The 18002-nt window shown below is 44.4% G+C and carries 19 protein-coding genes and 1 pseudogene; 13 read left to right on the forward strand and 7 right to left on the reverse strand.

Going from position 1 to position 18002, the window contains the following annotated elements:
• Positions 1–17: 17 nt before the first annotated feature.
• Positions 18–401 (forward strand): hypothetical protein, encoded by a 384-nt coding sequence (locus tag M654_RS09555; protein WP_026586686.1) that lies wholly within the window; start codon positions 18–20, stop codon positions 399–401.
• A gap of 38 nt (positions 402–439) precedes the next feature.
• Here M654_RS09555 and M654_RS09560 read toward each other — a convergent pair whose 3' ends face one another.
• On the reverse strand, positions 440–772 hold the full coding sequence (locus tag M654_RS09560) for a MerR family transcriptional regulator (protein ID WP_026586687.1): 333 nt from the start codon (positions 770–772) through the stop codon (positions 440–442).
• Between the two features lie 192 nt (positions 773–964).
• Here M654_RS09560 and M654_RS23550 point away from each other — a divergent pair, with 192 nt between their 5' ends.
• From M654_RS23550 to M654_RS09570, 3 genes are all read left to right on the forward strand, one after another.
• On the forward strand, positions 965–1120 hold the full coding sequence (locus tag M654_RS23550) for a hypothetical protein (protein WP_201278493.1): 156 nt from the start codon (positions 965–967) through the stop codon (positions 1118–1120).
• Between the two features lie 101 nt (positions 1121–1221).
• Positions 1222–1395, forward strand: a complete 174-nt coding sequence (locus tag M654_RS09565) for a Fur-regulated basic protein FbpA (RefSeq protein WP_026586688.1) — start codon at positions 1222–1224, stop codon at positions 1393–1395.
• Positions 1396–1577: 182 nt separating this feature from the next.
• Positions 1578–2039, forward strand: coding sequence for a MarR family winged helix-turn-helix transcriptional regulator (locus tag M654_RS09570; protein WP_026586689.1), 462 nt, complete (start codon positions 1578–1580; stop codon positions 2037–2039).
• A gap of 8 nt (positions 2040–2047) precedes the next feature.
• Here M654_RS09570 and M654_RS09575 read toward each other — a convergent pair whose 3' ends face one another.
• The 3 genes from M654_RS09575 to M654_RS09585 form a co-directional block, all read right to left on the reverse strand.
• Positions 2048–3892 (reverse strand): DNA ligase D, encoded by a 1845-nt coding sequence (locus tag M654_RS09575; RefSeq protein WP_026586690.1) that lies wholly within the window; start codon positions 3890–3892, stop codon positions 2048–2050.
• A gap of 3 nt (positions 3893–3895) precedes the next feature.
• Positions 3896–4774 (reverse strand): non-homologous end joining protein Ku, encoded by an 879-nt coding sequence (ku, locus tag M654_RS09580; RefSeq protein ID WP_026586691.1) that lies wholly within the window; start codon positions 4772–4774, stop codon positions 3896–3898.
• A gap of 130 nt (positions 4775–4904) precedes the next feature.
• Complete coding sequence (locus M654_RS09585) at positions 4905–6548, reverse strand: diguanylate cyclase domain-containing protein (protein ID WP_026586692.1); 1644 nt, start codon at positions 6546–6548, stop codon at positions 4905–4907.
• 289 nt (positions 6549–6837) lie between these two features.
• Between M654_RS09585 and M654_RS09590 the strand changes: the two genes are divergently transcribed.
• From M654_RS09590 to M654_RS09605, 4 genes are all read left to right on the forward strand, one after another.
• The gene (locus tag M654_RS09590) at positions 6838–7449 is read left to right on the forward strand and encodes a DedA family protein (RefSeq protein ID WP_142246158.1); all 612 of its coding nucleotides are present in this window, start codon (positions 6838–6840) and stop codon (positions 7447–7449) included.
• Positions 7450–7719: 270 nt separating this feature from the next.
• Positions 7720–8487, forward strand: coding sequence for a TerC family protein (locus M654_RS09595; RefSeq protein ID WP_026586694.1), 768 nt, complete (start codon positions 7720–7722; stop codon positions 8485–8487).
• A gap of 293 nt (positions 8488–8780) precedes the next feature.
• Positions 8781–9536 (forward strand): RNA polymerase sigma factor SigI, encoded by a 756-nt coding sequence (gene sigI, locus M654_RS09600; protein WP_026586695.1) that lies wholly within the window; start codon positions 8781–8783, stop codon positions 9534–9536.
• Positions 9533–10603, forward strand: a complete 1071-nt coding sequence (locus tag M654_RS09605; protein WP_026586696.1) for an anti-sigma-I factor RsgI family protein — start codon at positions 9533–9535, stop codon at positions 10601–10603. The genes sigI and M654_RS09605 overlap by 4 nt, the downstream gene beginning before the upstream one ends.
• A gap of 13 nt (positions 10604–10616) precedes the next feature.
• Here the strand turns inward: M654_RS09605 and M654_RS09610 are convergent, their stop codons facing one another.
• Both M654_RS09610 and M654_RS09615 read right to left on the reverse strand, forming a co-directional pair.
• Complete coding sequence (locus tag M654_RS09610) at positions 10617–10817, reverse strand: alpha/beta-type small acid-soluble spore protein (RefSeq protein ID WP_026586697.1); 201 nt, start codon at positions 10815–10817, stop codon at positions 10617–10619.
• Positions 10818–10944: 127 nt separating this feature from the next.
• Positions 10945–11664, reverse strand: a complete 720-nt coding sequence (locus M654_RS09615; RefSeq protein ID WP_026586698.1) for a DUF1836 domain-containing protein — start codon at positions 11662–11664, stop codon at positions 10945–10947.
• Between the two features lie 145 nt (positions 11665–11809).
• Here M654_RS09615 and htpX point away from each other — a divergent pair, with 145 nt between their 5' ends.
• From htpX to M654_RS24355, 5 genes and pseudogenes are all read left to right on the forward strand, one after another.
• Positions 11810–12703, forward strand: coding sequence for a protease HtpX (htpX, locus tag M654_RS09620; RefSeq protein ID WP_026586699.1), 894 nt, complete (start codon positions 11810–11812; stop codon positions 12701–12703).
• 157 nt (positions 12704–12860) lie between these two features.
• Positions 12861–14210 carry a TrkH family potassium uptake protein gene (locus M654_RS09625; protein ID WP_026586700.1) on the forward strand — a complete coding sequence of 450 codons (1350 nt, stop codon included), beginning with the start codon at positions 12861–12863 and terminating at the stop codon, positions 14208–14210.
• A 111-nt stretch (positions 14211–14321) separates the two neighbouring features.
• The gene (locus M654_RS09630) at positions 14322–16319 is read left to right on the forward strand and encodes a penicillin-binding transpeptidase domain-containing protein (protein WP_026586701.1); all 1998 of its coding nucleotides are present in this window, start codon (positions 14322–14324) and stop codon (positions 16317–16319) included.
• A 102-nt stretch (positions 16320–16421) separates the two neighbouring features.
• The gene (locus tag M654_RS23555; RefSeq protein WP_164470268.1) at positions 16422–16583 is read left to right on the forward strand and encodes a hypothetical protein; all 162 of its coding nucleotides are present in this window, start codon (positions 16422–16424) and stop codon (positions 16581–16583) included.
• Positions 16580–16726, forward strand: a pseudogene (locus M654_RS24355) (hypothetical protein); the annotation flags it as partial. The gene M654_RS23555 and the pseudogene M654_RS24355, both read left to right, overlap by 4 nt.
• Before the next feature lie 84 nt (positions 16727–16810).
• Here the strand turns inward: M654_RS24355 and M654_RS09640 are convergent.
• Complete coding sequence (locus M654_RS09640) at positions 16811–17836, reverse strand: acyltransferase family protein (RefSeq protein ID WP_026586702.1); 1026 nt, start codon at positions 17834–17836, stop codon at positions 16811–16813.
• Between the last annotated feature and the right edge of the window lie 166 nt (positions 17837–18002).

Below are 18002 nucleotides of genomic sequence, written 5' to 3' on the forward strand. Positions count from 1 at the left end.
AACAGGGAGGTTGGGGTATGCAGAGAATGGCTGCTGTTGTGATATGTTTGGCTTTTGCGGTGATGGCCGGGTGCCAGCATGAGGATGAGGGGAAAGACCGGCGGCTTGTTGCCGTGGAAAACATGCTGGAGGCCATACTGGAGAACGACCTGTCCGGCATGAAACGGCTCTACGTAGAAGGGGCTCTTCCTTCCCCGGAAACAATCCTGAACGAAAAACAGAAATGGGGGATAGCCGGGCTTGACGAGGATGATTTTCAAATATATGAAGCGAGCATCCACGTCTTCCATGCCGCCTACAAGGCGAAACCAAGCGGAGAGCCCGGAGCGATCGCGTTTCGTATTCGCGACGATCCCGACAAGGGCATCATGATTGATTTTATCGGACATACCGATCGGTAGCAGTGAGGCGAATCATTCGACGGGGATGATTCGTTTTTTTAACGGTTTCTGTATTTAAAATGAGCGTTAAGCTGTCCCTGGAGCATCTTTTTTCTCAGCTGCTGATCGTTTTTTAAGCTCTGTTCTTTTTTGCGCATATCCTTGAGGATTTCCGCCGTCTGAACGCCGTCCTCGCGTTTATTGGCAATATCCATCAGCCGTTCTACATCCGCAAAGGAGTATTTCCGCGTGCCTCTTGAGGAACGCTGCGGGTAGATCAGCTTCCGCTCTTCATAATAGCGGATCTGCCTGACCGACAAGCCTGTGAGCTCGCTGACGATGCCGATTGATATCACTTTTTTATCTTTATAAGAAAGGTCTTCGACTGTCATTTTCCCACCCCTAAGATGACTTTTTTTGTATTATATATGAAAACGCGGGAAAAAACCTGACATCTGTAAGAAAATCTAACATGCATATTATTTTTTTTGAAAAAATGCGGAAGAAAAGTTTACAGAAGAAGTGCAGCGGGAAGATATCTCTTGTATGCTGTGGATACAGAGATGATGAGGAGGAATTGATCAATGAAGGAACACCAGGCTGTCACACTTGCTAAAGAAATCGTCGCTTTAGACAACAAAAGGGATGAACTGTTCGAGGCATTAATGAAGCTTGCCGGTCATAACGCCTTTCCGCTCCTGAGAGCAGTGCAAAACGGCCTTCATCAAAAATCCTCCTAAAAAAGAGGAGGTGTCATTCAATTTTTACGCAATCTTAATTTAAGGTTAACAAATGTGGCGTATTCTGATCATAAGGATACATGAAAACGAAAGGAGAAGCCATGAGCAAATTACTAAAAAACGCATTGGAAAAAGAAAGAAACCACTATTCGAAAAAATTGATTTCGCTTGGGGTATACAAACAGGATCATTTACAGGGGATGACGATTACAGAGCTGAGAAACGAATATTTTTATTTTTTTCGAAAAAATAAAGCCCGCCCGTTTTCAAAGTAGGCCGTTCCTGAAAAATGCGGGCTTCTTTTTTAATATCTTCAAAAAATAAGAAGGAATTTTCTTTCGTATAACGAAAATATATACATATAGAATATAGGAAAATAATGACCTTTGTTTTTCAACTTTGTAAGGGTTTTCATTTTCCTGGGTTCATTAAGAAAATAGTATAAGAGGTAGATGATATGAGACTTTCGTTTAATGAGGAAGAAGTTCACCGTGCTATGTCATTGTACAAGGTTTTTGCCAGGGCTTTTAAAAGCGTGTCTGAACATAGTATTAGGGACAGCAAAGAACATGGCTTTAATCCTACGGAATTTGCTGTATTGGAGCTTTTGTATACAAGGGGAGCCCAAAAGCTGCAGCAAATCGGCTCCAGACTGCTCCTTGTAAGCGGCAATGTGACGTATGTGATCGACAAATTAGAAAAAAACGGTTTCATCAAACGAGAGCAAGACCCAAAAGATAAACGGTCTGTTTACGCGAATTTGACGGAAAAGGGCAAGGCTTATCTCGATGAGATTTATCCCATCCATTCGATGAGAATCGCACGGGCTTTTTCAGGCTTGACAAAAGAGGAGCAGGAGCAGCTGATGGCGCTTCTGAAAAAAGCCGGCATTCACAGTCAGCACCTATTATTCCGCTAAAACCGGGATCATTCCGGACGGCCGTTTTCTTTTAAATGGCCGAGAATGGCTTTAAACTGTTCATCCTGAGGCTGTCTGAAAAAGCGTTCGAAAGGGCAGCCGATTTCTTTCGTTCGCTTCACGACAGCCTCCATTGTAAAATCGGCAGGGGACAGATTCGGCCCCACTTCATCCCAAAAAAGCGGTGCGGCTACTGTGCCAAGCGCATTGCCTCTCGTCGAATACGGGCAGATGATCGTTTTCCCTGGAGCATGCTGCACATAGTCGATATAAAGTTTTCCGCCTCTGTTTTTAATGAGCCGCTCTGTTGTGAACAGATCCGGAAAAAGCGAGACGCAATAGGTAGCGGCAAAGCTTGTAAAAATCCGGGTCTCTTCGTAGGTAAACGCGTTTTTTGAAATCGGAATATAGAGCTGTATCCCTTTATTTCCCGACAGCTTGGGAAAAGAGGTGAGGCCAAGCTGTTCAAACAAACGGCGGAGTTCTGTTGCCGCGCGCACGGCCAACGGAAATTCCGATGGCGATGGCGGATCGAGATCGAAAACAATTTCGGTCGGCCGGGCTGTATCAGCCGTTTGAAACGGGATATGAAATTCCAATGCAAGCTGATTGGCAAGCCACAATAAAACAGAATAATCCTCACAAATGATATGGTCGTGCTCTTCATCCTTTATCGAAGAAATAAAGTCGGGAGCATAATCAGGCTTATTCTTCTGAAAAAATGATTCTCCGCTGGAGCCGTGGGGAAAGCGGATGACGGTGAGCGCCCGGTTTTTTAAAAAAGGGAGCAGAAAATCGCCGATTTCATTCAAATAGCTGATGAAATCCGCTTTTGTTTTTTGGCTTTGCGGAAAAATGATCTTATCAAGGCTGGTGAGCTGCAAATCAGGGTGGACGTTTCTCGAATGCAAAAGCAGTCGTGTGTATGTGCAGTCCTGCCACGCTATATCAAATTCAAATGATGCGAACGATACCTCCCGCAATGTTCCGTAGTGGATCGTCAAGTAATTGACGGTCATGCAAATGGAAGGAGCAATCGTGTATTCGCCTGTCCTTACAGGGGTTCCGTGTTCCTGTACAACAGCGAGAAGCGCGCTTCTTTCCTGTTCTCCCAGTCCGTGGGAGACCGAGCCCATTTCTTTAATCCGGCCTTTGTCGACAACAGCTATCGTCACATATCCGTTGGCCATATTGTAGCCTGTCATAAATACGGCGGCTTTTTTGTAATTTTTGATTTTAAGCCATTCGGCCGTTTTTTTATTTGCCATCCAGCGACTGTCTTTTTTCTTCGCAACGACTCCTTCACCGTCAAGCTTTTTGACTGAATCCCAGAAAGAATGAAAATCTTCTGTTTCAGGAATATATTGAATTCGTTCTTTTGCTGCCGGGTCTGGAACCAGGGGAAAAGCGAGATCTTCAAGCAGCTCATACAGCTTTTGCTTCCGCTCTTGATACGGCAGTGAAGTGATTGTTTTCCCTCTGTATTCAAGCAGATCAAAGGCGAGAAATTGGCACGGTTTGTTTTCGGCCGCTTCCTCGATTAAATCGGCTTTTTTTGTCAGTCCCCGTTTTTGCACATATTCAAAATTTGAGCGGTAACGGTTTGTCAAAGATGCGATTTCACCGTCAAGGGTGAGGGGCAGATGCTCTTCAAGTGAAGCCAGCTTTTCTTTGATATTTGCCGTGATTTCCGGAAACATGCTGTCCAAAGGCTGGCCGTTTCTGCTGATCAGGGAGATCCCGGCCTCGGAGACGCTTAAAAGCGCCCGGTATCCGTCATATTTGACCTCATAGCGCCAATTGCCGCTGGAAGGGGGAGATGATGTGAGAACGGGCTGCATTGTGTTTCCCATCTTTTACTTTGCCTCTGACGCCTTTTTTCGCGACGTTTTTCGCTTTTTCTCTTCCGTTCCCTTTGCTTCAGCGGTTTTGGTTTTGGCCTTTTCCTGTTTTTGCGGAGCTTTCGTTCGCTCGATGCTTGCCTGGAGGGCGCTGACCAGATCGATGACATCCTCGCGCGGTGCAGCGGCTGCAGCAGGTGTGACACCTTCGTTTTGCTCGATCTTTTCTTTGATTTTGTCCAGCACGGCTCGTCTGTACGTATCCTCATACTGTTCAGGTGCAAAAGACGTTGTCAGTTCGTCTATCAATGAAATGGCTGTCTGCAGCTCTTTTTCGTTGACTTCTGTTTGCTCCGGCACGCCGGGGACATGTGCAACATTGCGGACTTCATCCGGGTAATGGATCGATTCCATCAAAATGCAGTTTTCATATACACGGAGAATGGCAAGCTGTTTTTTTGATCGAATCGTCATATGGGCAATCCCGATTTTTTCTGTTTTTCTGAGCGCTTCCCGAAGCAGGGTGTATGCTTTTACACCGTTATCTCCAGGCCCGACGAAGTAGGAGCGGTTGAAATAGATCGGATCGATCTCCTTCAGCTGGACAAAGTCAACAATCTCAACCGACTTGTCTTCCTGTTCCTCTTTAAGCTGTTTCAGTTCCTCATCTGTTAAAACGACATACTTGCCTTTTACATATTCATATCCTTTGACAATCTCGTCAGGAGAAACTTCTTCGTGGCAGTTCGGACATTTTTTTTCATATTGGATGGGGGTGCGGCATTCTTTATGAAGTGACCGCAGTTTCACGTCCTTGTCTTCGGTTGCTGCAAACAGTTTGATCGGGATGTTGACAAGGCCGAAGCTGATTGAGCCTTTCCACATTGTATGCATCGGTTCGGTTCAACTCCTTTTCTTTTAGTGATGCCTCTGTGCAGATTGTTTCATGAATAGCAACTTATGGATTCAGTTAGAGAAAAAAAGCATTCAGGATTACACCTGAATGCGGCTTTTTTTCTCTTGATTAGGTTTCCATCTTGAACGGCGGCCCGCTCTCTTTGTTGAGCGAAGGGGAAAAGTACTGGTATCTGCTTCGATTTTCATCTTTGGCGGCATACATCGCGATGTCGGCTTTTCTCATCAGCTCTTCGCCGTCTGTTCCATCCGTCGGCGAAATCGCGATGCCGATGCTCACGGATGTTTTCAAGCTGTGTTTTTGAATGTAAAACGGGGCTTCAAACCGTCTGATTAACTGCCGGGACAGTTGTTCAGCCTCTTGGACCGGGGTGATGATGATAAATTCATCACCGCCTAAACGGGCAATAAACCCTTCGGCAGGCACACATTCCGCCAGCCGTTTGGCTGCTTCCGCCAACAGCAGATCCCCGATGTTATGTCCGAGTTCATCGTTAAAACCTTTGAAACGGTTCAGGTCCAAAAACAGCACGGCCGTGCCTGACGTCTGTTGATGAAGGACTTTGGTCAAATGCTGGACTGCATATCTTCTGTTCGGCAAATCCGTCAACGCGTCATAATGTGCCATTCTATGAATTTCCCGTTCGGCTTCACGCTGCTTTGTCATATCTTTGGAGATCACATATATGCTGTCAAGCTTCTGTCTGACATAAACGGGTATCAACGTCAGGTTCAAATCGAACGATTGGTCTGCTGCCGTGATTTGGATATCGCGGTTGATCGCTTGTTTTTCGTTTTGAACTTGAAGGAACCAGTCGAGAAGTTTTTTGTGTTCCTTCAGATGAAAAACGGTTGAAAAATCATTTGACTCAATCCCCATTTTTTTCAGCAGACGATGACCTGAAGAGTTTGCGGAAAGCATGTCCCCGTCAAGGGAGAACACATAGATCGGATCAATATTGTGCTCGATAAGAGACTGAAACCGCTCTTCGTTGTCTTTTACTTTTTCGCTCTCGATCAGCAGTCGTTTGTCTGTAAATGCTCCGAAGATCATGAGGCCTTGCAGCATAAGGGTAATCAGCACGATTGCAATGCCGAGCTCGACCGTGTCCAGTCCGGGGTGGCCGGCATGCCGGCCGGCGCTTTTATACAATGTCGCTGCCGCCATTCCTGTATAATGCATTCCTGAAATGGCGGCTCCCATTAACAGCGCGCTTCCGATTTTCACGGCCAACAGCCGGAAAGAGCGTGTTTTTTTCGAAAGTGTAAATGAAAGCTTCAAGGCAACATAGGATGCTGAAATGGCAATCGCGAAAGATGCCCCGTAAAGAACGGGGTCGTAAACGATCGCCATGTTTTCCATCGCTTCCATCCCGACAAAGTGCATGGAGGCGATGGCGCAGCCCATTGCAATCGAACCGGCGAATAGCCTCAGGTTGGAAAGATTGCGTCCGTTTACGACATAAAATGAAATGAGTGATCCGCCAAAGGCGGCAATGATCGATAGCAAGACAAAAACGAGATCGTATGTCATTTCTTCCGATGTTTGAAATGACATCATGCCGAGAAAATGCATAGACCATATGCCGAGCCCCATCGTCAAAGAGCCGGCAAACAGCCAGCCTTTGTTTTTCCATCCTTTTGTGTGCACGACCCGTTCTGAAAGGTCAAGGGCCGTGTAAGCTGCCAAAACAGCAGTGATATAAGATAAAATAATCAGCCATCCATTATATTCACCGATAACTTCTGTCACTTTTTTCTCCGCCTTTTGATTTTAGATGTAGAGTTTCCATTCAGATTACCGTTGTCATGAAAAAGCGGTATTTCTTAAAAATAAGCGGTATAATTTGTGCATTATACTACATATCATGATATTCGCCAATGTCCAATGATATCCTGCCGGATGAGGACGGGGGAAGGCTTTTCGCATTTTTCTCTGCAATGATCGTGAAATGTGTTAAAATCAAGTTTGTGAGTTCTTGAGAACTTGAAATAATCAATCGTTAAAGGTTGTGGTGGATATCGAAGAGCTGATTTTATCAATGGCAGAGGCGTTTAAAAGCCTCTCGTATTTCGGCATTTTTCTGGCGCTTTGTATTGAGTTCGTGCCTGCCGAAATCGTTCTTCCGCTTGCGGGCTACTGGGTGTATCAAGGTGATATGTCACTTTTCGGAGTCGTCGCTGCGGGTTCTTTGGGCGGTGTTGTCGGTCCGCTGACACTTTATTGGCTGGGCCGATACGGAGGAAGGCCGTTTTTGGAGCGGTACGGCAAATATTTTTTGATCAAGCCTGAAGCACTTGAAAAATCGGATCGCTTTTTTGAAAAGCATGGCGGTTTTGTTGCGTTCAGCGGCCGCTTTATTCCGGGAATCAGAACGCTGATTTCGATTCCTTGCGGGATGGCAAAGATGAATGTCTGGGTCTTTTCCCTTTATACCTTTATTGCCATAACACCGATTACGTTTGTTTACGTCTACTTAGGCTTTTCTCTCGGGGATAATTGGAGTGCTGTCGGCGGCATACTGGACAAGTACCTTCTTCCGATCGGGATTGGAATTGTCGTCTTGTTTGTTCTTTATCTTGTCGTGAAAAACAGACGAAGCAAGATGAAAACGGAAAGCGTTTCGGCTTTTTTAAACAAAAATAAGGATTGACAGCTGATCTGCGTCAGGTTAATATTATCTTATAATTCAATATTTTCTTTTATCCCAAAGGGGAGTAGCGTCCGGATGTTGCATCCGGAAACAAAGTCGTCAATTCATGGATGTTCTCCATCGGCTTTGTTGGCATGTTTTAATCGATGATAACCATGTCTAGCAAGACCTTTGCCTAATGTTGGCAGAGGTCTTTTTTGCTTTCAGAAAATACCCTGCTGCATTAGCGGGAATAAGAGAAAGAGACAATCACATAGGAGGAATTAAAAAATGGATGCAGCATTGTTACTTGAATATGGTTGGGTTCTTCTCATTTTAGTCGGGCTGGAAGGCATTTTGGCTGCGGACAATGCGCTCGTCATGGCGGTCATGGTTAAACACTTGCCTGAGAAACAAAGAAAAAAAGCGCTCTTTTACGGATTGGCCGGCGCGTTTGTGTTGAGGTTCGGCGCTTTGTTTGCGATCTCTTTCCTTGTCAACGTCTGGCAGGTACAAGCGCTCGGAGCCATCTACCTGCTCTACATTTCAATTCATCACATTTTAAAAACGCACGTACTGAAAAAAGATGAGAAAGCGAAGGAAACAAAGAGAGGCGGTTTTTGGCCGACCGTTATCAAAGTCGAGCTGGCCGACATCGCCTTTGCCGTAGACTCCATTTTAGCTGCCGTGGCGCTGGCGGTAACACTTCCCGCTACAAACATGCCTGAGATCGGGGGGCTTGACGGCGGACAATTTCTCGTCATTTTGGCCGGAGGTGTCATAGGTCTCATTATCATGCGTTTTGCTGCAAGTGCTTTTGTGAATTTGTTAAAGAAACGTCCGAGCCTGGAAACGGCGGCCTTCGTCATTGTCGGCTGGGTCGGTGTTAAACTGATGCTTTACACGCTGGCACATCCGCAGATCCATATCGTATCTGAGCATTTTATTCATTCAGGCACATGGAAGTTCATCTTCTGGGCGGTGCTGCTCGCTATTGCCCTTGGAGGATGGTTTTTGTCAAATCCGAAAAAACAAGAACAAAAGGCTGCGCAGGAATAGCGACAGCAGCCTGACAAGAAACGCCGGCAACCGCCGGTGTTTTTCGTCATCTGGGGTTGAAAATGCGGAGATTGAAGTCGATATGAAACGAAACAACATTTCATTTTAATAACAGAGATGTTACAAAAAGAAGGGGAAAACCCCCTTAATCGTCAAAGAAACAACGAATTGTTCTAGAAGAATAAAACAATCGATGTCATAATTGAAAAATAAGAAATGAATTCCTTGTTTTCTCCTTTGCGAATCCCTATCAAATTAGCTATCATTAATGAGTAGTATAGGGAGGAACTGAGGTGAAACCAGTGCTTAGCCTTTTGTTTAAGACAGGAAAAAAGAAACCCACATTAGAAGAGTCTGTAATCAGCATACAAAAAGGAAATCAGCAGTTGCAAAACGAGCTTATTGAACAATATAAGCCTTTTGTGGCTAAAACGGTTTCATCTGTGTGCAAACGATATATTGATGAAAAAGATGACGAATTCAGCATCGGCTTGATTGCTTTTAATGAAGCCATTGAAAAATATTCTTCCGAAAAAGGAAATTCTCTGCTTGCATTTGCAGAGCTGATTATTAAGCGCAAAGTCATTGACTATATAAGAAAAGAAGCAAGAAATGCACAAAACATCAACATGGAATTACAAGAAGGAGAAGAACAGGAATCCTCGCAAAGCATGATTGAAGCTGAGCTCTCCATTCATGCATTCAACCGCCTCCTTGAACAGGAGCAAAGGCGGGAGGAAATCCTTCATTTTAAAGAAAGATTAAAAAGCTTCGGCCTGTCTTTTTCCGACTTGCTGGAGCATTCTCCTAAACATACTGACGCCAGGCAAAACGCCATCAAAGTGGCTTATACGCTCGTCGAGCACGAAGAATTGAAGGAGATGCTGTTTCAAAAGAAGCAGCTTCCTGTGAAACAGCTTGAAAAGCTCGTGGCTGTAAGCAGAAAAACAGTAGAAAGAAACCGCAAGTATATCATCGCCATGGTCATCATCATCACGGGCGATTACGTTTACCTTAAGGATTATCTAAAAGGGGTGCTCAACTCATGAGAAGAGGGATTATCGTTGAAAAAAATAAAAAATTCGTCACATTGCTTACCCCTGACGGACAATTTTTAAAAGCGAAAAAATCAGAGGAAGATTATGAAATCGGTCAGGAGATCGCCTTTCCCGAGGAGACGAGAATGGCGAGAAGGCGCGCTGGCTTTTTTGATCTGCTCTCGCTTCGTCCGCTGAAAGCAGGCGTGTTTTCAATTGCCGCGATCATGCTGATCGCGTTTATGATCATCCCTGATGCTTTGCACAACAAGGCATATGCCTATATGACGATAGACATCAATCCCAGCTTCGAGCTGACGCTCAACAAAAACTGTGAAGTTGTTGATTTGGTCCCGTTGAATCAGGATGGAAAGGACTTGTTAGACAGTATAGAAAATTGGGAAAATTCGGATATTAAAGTCGTTATCAGCGAAATCGTTGAAAGCAGCAATCAGCACGGCTATGTCAAACATTCTAAAGAAGTATTGATTGCAACCGTTTATGAAAATAATGACGATGATACATATAAAGCGACGGTCAAAAGCGAGATTGCAGATGTAACAAAAAAGTACGAGAAACAGAGCTACAAGATGCAAGCGGTCGAATCAGACTTGGATACGCGCGCCAAAGCGCAAAAAGAAGGGATATCAACAGGACGCTATATCCGCAAGCATGAAAATGAATTGGATGATGAAACAACCGATGATCAACAGGAAGACAAACAAGACCATCAGGATGAAAACAGAGAGGAAAATGAAAAAGAAAAAGCTGTAAAAGAAGAAGATCAGTCTGACGATCATAAAGATACCGAAACCGAAGAAGGCCAAAACGGCGATCAATCTTCAAATCAAGATCAGACGGAATCTGATCAGGACACCAAGCAAGAAGAGGAGACAAATACCCCAAACCATCAAAACCCTCAAGAAAATAATGAAAATGACAAAAACAGCCAGCAGACAGAGGACGGGACAAAAAGCGATTCTCAGACTGAAAACGGAGAGAAAATGCCTTATCAAAAGGAAAAAAAACCGTCTGAACATATAGATCAAGAATATCCGCCGAGCGGTCCCGGCGAATAATTTGAAAGGTGATTTATTTGTTGTCAGTTTGTCCATTTAGCTGAGATTGTGCCTGCTGTACGAGACGTTTTGTCATTTCCCCGCCTACAGATCCATTCGAGCGAGCGGCTGAATCCGATCCGAGCTGGACGCCAAATTCTTGAGCAATTTCATTTTTGAATTGGTCTAAGACCTGCTCTGCCCCGGGAACAACCAGTTTGTTGGTTCTTACCATGAAGTTTCAACTCCTTTTTCTAATGTACTGCTTGTTTAGTTTGAAATGGACAGATGTTTTTTATGCTGGCAATTGTTGCGTACGATAAAAACGCCTGGCTTTCATGAAGCCAGGCATGTCTTAAAACTCATTTCATGTCATATTTGCTGAAAACGTTATCGATCATGATTTGCGCCGTTGCCTGAATATGAGAGGCAAGAACGGAAAGCACGGTGACCGCTGTGATGTCTTTGGCTTTTTTCCACTCGGCGTCGGGAAGGTCTTGATAAAAGTTCCGGAGATGCTCTGTCTGCTGCATGACGGTCGTTTCCAGAGCCGATTCTTTCAGCGTATAATCTTTGATCCGGTTGACCTGTTCAAGCACCCGCCCATAGCCTTCATAAAAGCGAAGGGGGCTGACAACATCGTCGGAACGATCCGTTATCGTATTGAACACCGTTTTTAAAATTGGACGAATCGTTTCAAAGTCATAAACTGATTTTAAGTCTCGTACAATAAGAAGGATAACGGCTTGGTCGATCGAATACTTTTTCCCGAGCTCAGGATGACCCATCAAATCTTTGATGTCCCGTTTGATCCAGTTTTGGATGGCTGTCGATTTTAAAGAAGTCAGCTCACACAAGTTGCCGAGCTCCACGATTTCATTTGTGGAAAGCCCATGCTCTGTTTTTTGCTTTTTCCGTTCATAGCGGGTGATGAACTCGGGGATGTCGAGCTCGCTTTCGGCTTCTTTCATCGCCATATCGGCTGATTTCAATAAAATGGTCAGCGGGCTGACATCGAGCTGTCCTTTTAATGCATGCATCAGTTTGGCCATTTCCAGTCGAGTCAATCTAAAAGGTTTCATATTACACCTCATTATGTATGTATTAAAAATAAAATAGACAATATTATAAACATTATCTTACGGCTTATCACTTGCATTTTCAAATGAATGTCTTATAATTTTATTATACAAGTTCATTTGATCTTATTATAACATGGAGGTTATTATGGCAAAAAGAATCCTTCTTTTTCTTTTATCGAACATTCTGGTCATTACGACAATCGGAATCGTCTTGTCCATTATCGGGTCATTAACAGGTGTCGGAACGTATTTCACCGCCGGCGGCGGCATTGATATCGTCGCGCTTCTCGTATTTAGTGCGGTTGTCGGTTTTGTCGGTTCCTTTATGTCGCTTCTTATGTCCAAGTGGATGGCGAAAATGGCGATGGGCGTTCAGGTGCTCAATCCTGAGAAACAAACGCTCTCGTATGAAGAGCAGCAGTTGGTGGACCGTGTTCACAAACTGGCTCGCGCCGCTGGATTGACCAAAATGCCTGAAGTCGGGATTTACAATTCCCGTGAAGTGAATGCATTTGCGACAGGGCCGTCTAAAAACCGCTCGCTTGTCGCCGTATCAACCGGCTTACTTCAGGAAATGGACGATGCTGCTGTTGAAGGTGTGCTTGCCCATGAAGTCGCGCATATCGCAAACGGCGATATGGTGACGATGACCCTGCTGCAAGGAATCGTCAACACGTTTGTCGTCTTCTTTGCGCGGATCGCCGCTTGGGCGGTTTCTCGGTTCGTCCGCGAAGAGCTTGCACCGATCGTTCACTTTATCGCAGTCATCATTTTCCAAATTGTCTTCTCGATTCTCGGCAGCCTTGTCGTTTTCGCATATTCGCGGCACCGCGAATATCATGCAGACAGAGGCGGAGCAGACCTTGCCGGAAAGGACAAGATGATCCATGCCCTGCGTTCCCTTGAGCAGTATACATCGAGAATCAAAGAAGAACAGGCTTCTGTCGCTACATTAAAAATCAACGGGAAAAAGCATACATCACTGTTTTCCACACACCCTGATTTACATGAAAGAATTCGTCGTTTGGAAGCCAAATAATATAGGTCTTACAGCCCCCCTTTTAATGGGGGCTGTTTTTTAAATTCAAAAAAACAAATCCGTCTGTACATTGGACCATGTTTCCTTTAAAATGGTACACGTTATACACAAGCGATCACATACACTGACTAGTGAATCGAGAAAAGAAGGAACGATTATGAAGGTTTTACTAAGGAAACTTTTGCGCGTGCTGTCGCCAGTACAGCTGATTGCGCTCTATTATTTTTTGGCGGTTACAGTATCGGTTATTTTGCTGAGTCTTCCCGTTGCACACCAAAAGGATGTGGAATGGTCTTTTATCGACGCGCTTTTCACCGCGGTCAGCGCTGTGAGTGTGACAGGCTTGACGGTGGTCGATACCGCTGATACATTCAGCACGGCGGGGATATGGATTTTGGCGTTCGTTTTGCAGTTTGGCGGTATCGGGATTATGACGCTGGGGACTTTTGTCTGGCTGATATTTGGAAAGCGGATCGGCTTAAAAGAGCGGCGCCTGATCATGACCGATCAAAACCAGACGAATTTATCGGGGCTTGTCAAGATGATGAAGCATGTACTCGGGTTGATCCTGATCATCGAATGTTTTGGCGGACTGATACTCGGCACTTATTTTCTCAAGTATTTTGACTCTGCCGGTGAAGCCTATATACAAGGATTTTTTACCAGTGTCAGCGCGACAACCAACGCTGGATTTGATATTACAGGCAATTCGCTGATCCCGTTTCAGCACGACTATTTTGTCCAGTTTATCGTTATCATGCTGCTGATCCTGGGTGCGATCGGATTTCCCGTCCTGATCGAAGTGAAGGATTTTCTGTTGAGCAAAGAACGGACATTTTCCTTCAGCCTGTTTACAAAATTGACCTCGGTGACATTTTTTCTTTTGGTTGTTGGAGGAACGATTGCCATATTTGTAATGGAAGCGCGCTTTGCATTTGCAGGAAAATCGTGGCATGAAATGTTATTTTACTCGCTGTTTCAATCGACGACGACACGAAGCGGCGGTCTCGCTACAATAGACATCAGCCAGTTTCAGGATACGACGATATTGTTTATGTGCCTGCTCATGTTTATCGGCGCTTCGCCAAGCTCAGTCGGCGGAGGCATCCGCACGACAACCTTTGCTTTAAATTTGCTGGCGTTGTTCCATTTTGCCAGGGGGAATAAGTCGGTAAAGATTTTTAAGAGGGAATTGCATCAGTTTGATTTAATGAAATCATTGATTGTGACGCTGATGGCAGTCATCCTCGTTTTCTGTTCCACACTCATTCTGTCGGCGACGGAGAATCATACGTATCTTGAACTCTTGTTTGAAGTATGTTCAGCATTCGGAACAACCGGATTATCGCTTGGCATTACACCTGATTTGAGCACTATCGGCAAAAGCGTCATCATCATTTTGATGTTTATCGGACGCATCGGCATTGTGACGCTTCTTTATTTAATCGGAAGAAAAGAAATTGAAGCGAATTACCATTATCCGAAAGAAAGAATTATCATCGGATAGAAAAGACAGTCTTAAGCGGCTGTCTTTTTTTATGATCGTAAAGTCGGTCACTGTATATATATGTATGATATAATGCTTAAATGGCGGACTTGAAAAAAAGGGGGAAACACGATGAAAAAGCGAATCGTCCATTTGTTTATCGCCGCCGGATTTCTATTGCTCGCCGGAGCTTGTTCAAACGAACCGACGGCAAAAGAAAGCATGGATCAATATGTAAACAAATGGAACAAGCAAAATTTTGAACAGATGTATGATCAGCTGTCGACTAAAGCACAAAAATCAATTTCCAAAGATGAGTTCATCAAACGGAATCAGTCGATTTACGAACAGATCGGAGTTTCTGATTTGAAGGTTTCAACAGTTGATGAAGATGAAAAAGATGAAGACAAAAAAGATTCGGAAACGATTCCCTATAAAGTCAGTATGAATACTTTGGCCGGACCAGTTTCTTTTGAAGGAAAAGCAAAGCTTGTAAAGGAAGAAAAAGACGGCAAAACATCATGGAAGATCAACTGGAACCCGTCGTTTATTTTTTCTCAGCTGAAAGAAGGAGAAACCGTCCGGATTACCGCAAAAGCACCGGTGCGGGGCAGCATTTACGACCGAAATGGAAAAGCGCTCGCCACAAACACGACAGTGCCTGAAATCGGCGTCGTTCCCGGACAGCTTGGAGAAGATAAAGAAGCGGTCTTGAAAAAGCTTGCAAAAATGCTTGATATGGAAATGAAAGACATTGAAAAACAGCTTTCTGCAAGCTGGGTGAAAGATGATTCATTTGTCCCTCTCAAAAAAGTAAAGCCAGACAATACCGACCTGCTGAAAAAAGCGACCTCTTTACCGGGTGTATTGAAGCAGGACACTCAATCCAGGTATTATCCTTATGGGGAAAAAGCCGCTCATCTAACAGGGTACATAAGGCCGATTACCGAAGAGGAATTAAAGCAGGATAAAGAAAACTACAGTGAACATTCGATGATTGGAATCGTCGGTCTCGAACATGTCTATGAAAAGCAGCTGAGAGGGGAAATCGGCTGGACGATTTCGATACCTGAATCAGGTGCAACGGTCGCTTCAAAGGATTCCAAGGATGGAACGGATATCCATACAACGATTGATATCAAAAAGCAGGAAGAGCTGTACAGCCAATTAAAGGACGATTCCGGTGCAGCGGTGGCGCTGAATCCGCAGACCGGGGAAACATTGGCGCTTGTCAGCGCGCCTTCCTATGACCCGAATGGATTTTTGTTCGGCTGGAAAAAGGGAGAATGGGAAAAGCTGAACAAAGACAAAGAGGCGCCATTCACTTCCAAATATAATAAGACGTATGCACCAGGGTCAACCATCAAACCGATAACCGCATCCATCGGCCTGAAAAACGGAGCGATTAAAACGGATGAGGCGAAAAAAATCGTCGGGAAAGAATGGCAGAAAGATTCGTCATGGGGCGGCTATAAAGTGACAAGGGTGTCCGATCAATTGAGCGAAGTCAACCTGGAAAACGCGCTGATCACTTCAGACAACATCTACTTCGCGCAGACCGCTCTTGATACCGGAAGCGACAAATTTACCGAAGGATTGAAATCATTCGGCTTTGAAGAAAAGCTTGATTATGAGTTCCCGACAAAAGCTTCCTCGATATCAAACGAAGGAATCGATTCCGAGATCCTTCTGGCCGATTCCGGCTATGGCCAGGGACAGATGCTCATGTCTCCGATACACCTCGCCGCAAGCTATACGCCGTTTTTAAATAACGGGGATTTGATCAAGCCTTACCTCATCAAAAAGGATGGAGATGAGAAGGAAATCTGGCACAAAAACGTTGTCCCGGCAGACGGAGCAGAGACGATTACAAAAGGTCTCAGAGGCGTTGTTGAAGATCCGCGCGGCTCAGCATATAAACCGGTTGTAAAAGGTCTTTCAATCGCAGGGAAAACCGGAACTGCGGAGCTGAAAACGAAAAAAGACGAAAAAGGCAAAGAAAACGGCTGGTTTACAGCCTATGACTATAAAAATAAAGACCTGTTAATTACGATGATGATCCAGGATGTTTCAGACCGCGGGGGCAGTTCATACGTCGTCAATAAAGTCAAAAATGTCTTCAAAAAATAAGCGCCGTTTATCGGCGTTTATTTTTTTCCGGTAAATGGATGTGTGGTCTGTCTGTTTTAGGAAAGGATATCGAATGAGAAGACAAAAGAAAGGAATGTCATGATGAAGAGAAAAGTTGCCAGAAATGAAGCCGCTCTTAACAATAAGACACCTGCAGAAAGCATGCATGACCATCAATACATCACACAGTTTGATGCCGAAAACGGGGACAGAGGCGCCAACCGCAATTCGAAAAACGGCAAGCAGGGAGAGTCGCGGCAGTGAAGAAGCATCTGAAAAGCGGGGAGCGGCAAAATCATAAAAAACCGATGAACAAAGAAGTGCTTCAGGAAGAGTTTTCCGGTGAACTCGGCGATATCAACGCCTATAAATGGATAGATGTCACCGAACATAATAAAAAAAGAAGGACGATAAAGCTGACGCTCAAAAGGAACAGCGCCAAAAGGATTAAAAAAACTCCCCTCCGCGGATTGTTAGGAGGGGAGTTTCGTTTATTTGATATAAGCTTTATATCCGCCGTCTTTTTTAAGCCAGCGCATTAAATTCGTCATTCTCAATTCGATGACCGGCTGAGCCAGCGTTTTCACAAAGCCGCTCGATAAGCAGAAGGTCAAGATGGCGGTTGCGATTATCAAAACGGTCAGGCTCTGATAGTCGGCCAGCCATTCTTCTGCACCGGTATTTCTGAATGTTTTGATGATGAAGCCGTGCAGCAGGTAAACGTAAAATGTCCGCGTTCCCCAAAGGGTGAAGAAGTACCGCCTTTCAGGGACAAGCGCCAGAAAGGCAAATGTCGAGGCAAATGTTAATACAAGCAGCGCCACGCGGTTCAGTCCGCTCTTCATCCCGACAGCGCCGAATTCTGAATACGGTTTGGAGCCGAACAGCCATGAATAATCAAAATCAGCGAAAAAATAGAAAACAAACGTTGCCGTCAACACGATGAGAGCAGCTTGTTTGCCTCTCCAGCCTGTCAGCATTTTAAAATGGTCTTTTTGTAAATAATAGCCCGCCAAAAAGACCGGGAAGAAGACAAATGTCCGCGACAGGCTGAGCGTGTTGCTGACAATATCGACATATCCGACAAGAACAGAGATCAGAAAGCTTGCGGCAAACGCCCATTTTGCCGGAATTTTTGTAAAAGGAAACAGCAGAAGGTTCCAAAAAAACAAGCTCAATAAAAACCAAAGCGACCACTGCGGTTCAAACGGATTTGCGGCAGACAGGCTTTGATCATCGATAAAAGAATAGAAAACCGTATAAATGCCTTGAAAAATCAAATAAGGGACAATCAATTTCCAAGCGATTTTTTTGACATATCCGGGCCGATTGAACCCTTTTGCAAAGTAGCCGGATATGAGGATAAAAGCCGGCATATGAAACGTGTAAATAAATTTATATATATGAAGAAACACATCATTATCATTGATATAAGAGCGGATTATATGTCCGAATACGACAAGGAAAATCAAAAGGAATTTTGCATTATCAAAATAACTGTCACGTGAATTCGTCATAACATCACCCTTTTTTAAGCTTTTTTTGCGAGTCTAAAAAAGCGCGCTGACAACGCCTTCTACAAGTATTGCCCCGCTTATTCAATTCTAAAATAGAAAGCCGGTTGTTCTCTATGTATTAAGCCTCATTGTTAGGACGATGTCATTAAAAAGTAAGGAACTTTTT

Origin of the sequence: Bacillus sp. NSP9.1 (assembly GCF_000465465.2) — a bacterium.
GTDB classification, from domain to species: Bacteria; Bacillota; Bacilli; order Bacillales; family Bacillaceae; genus Bacillus; species Bacillus sonorensis_A.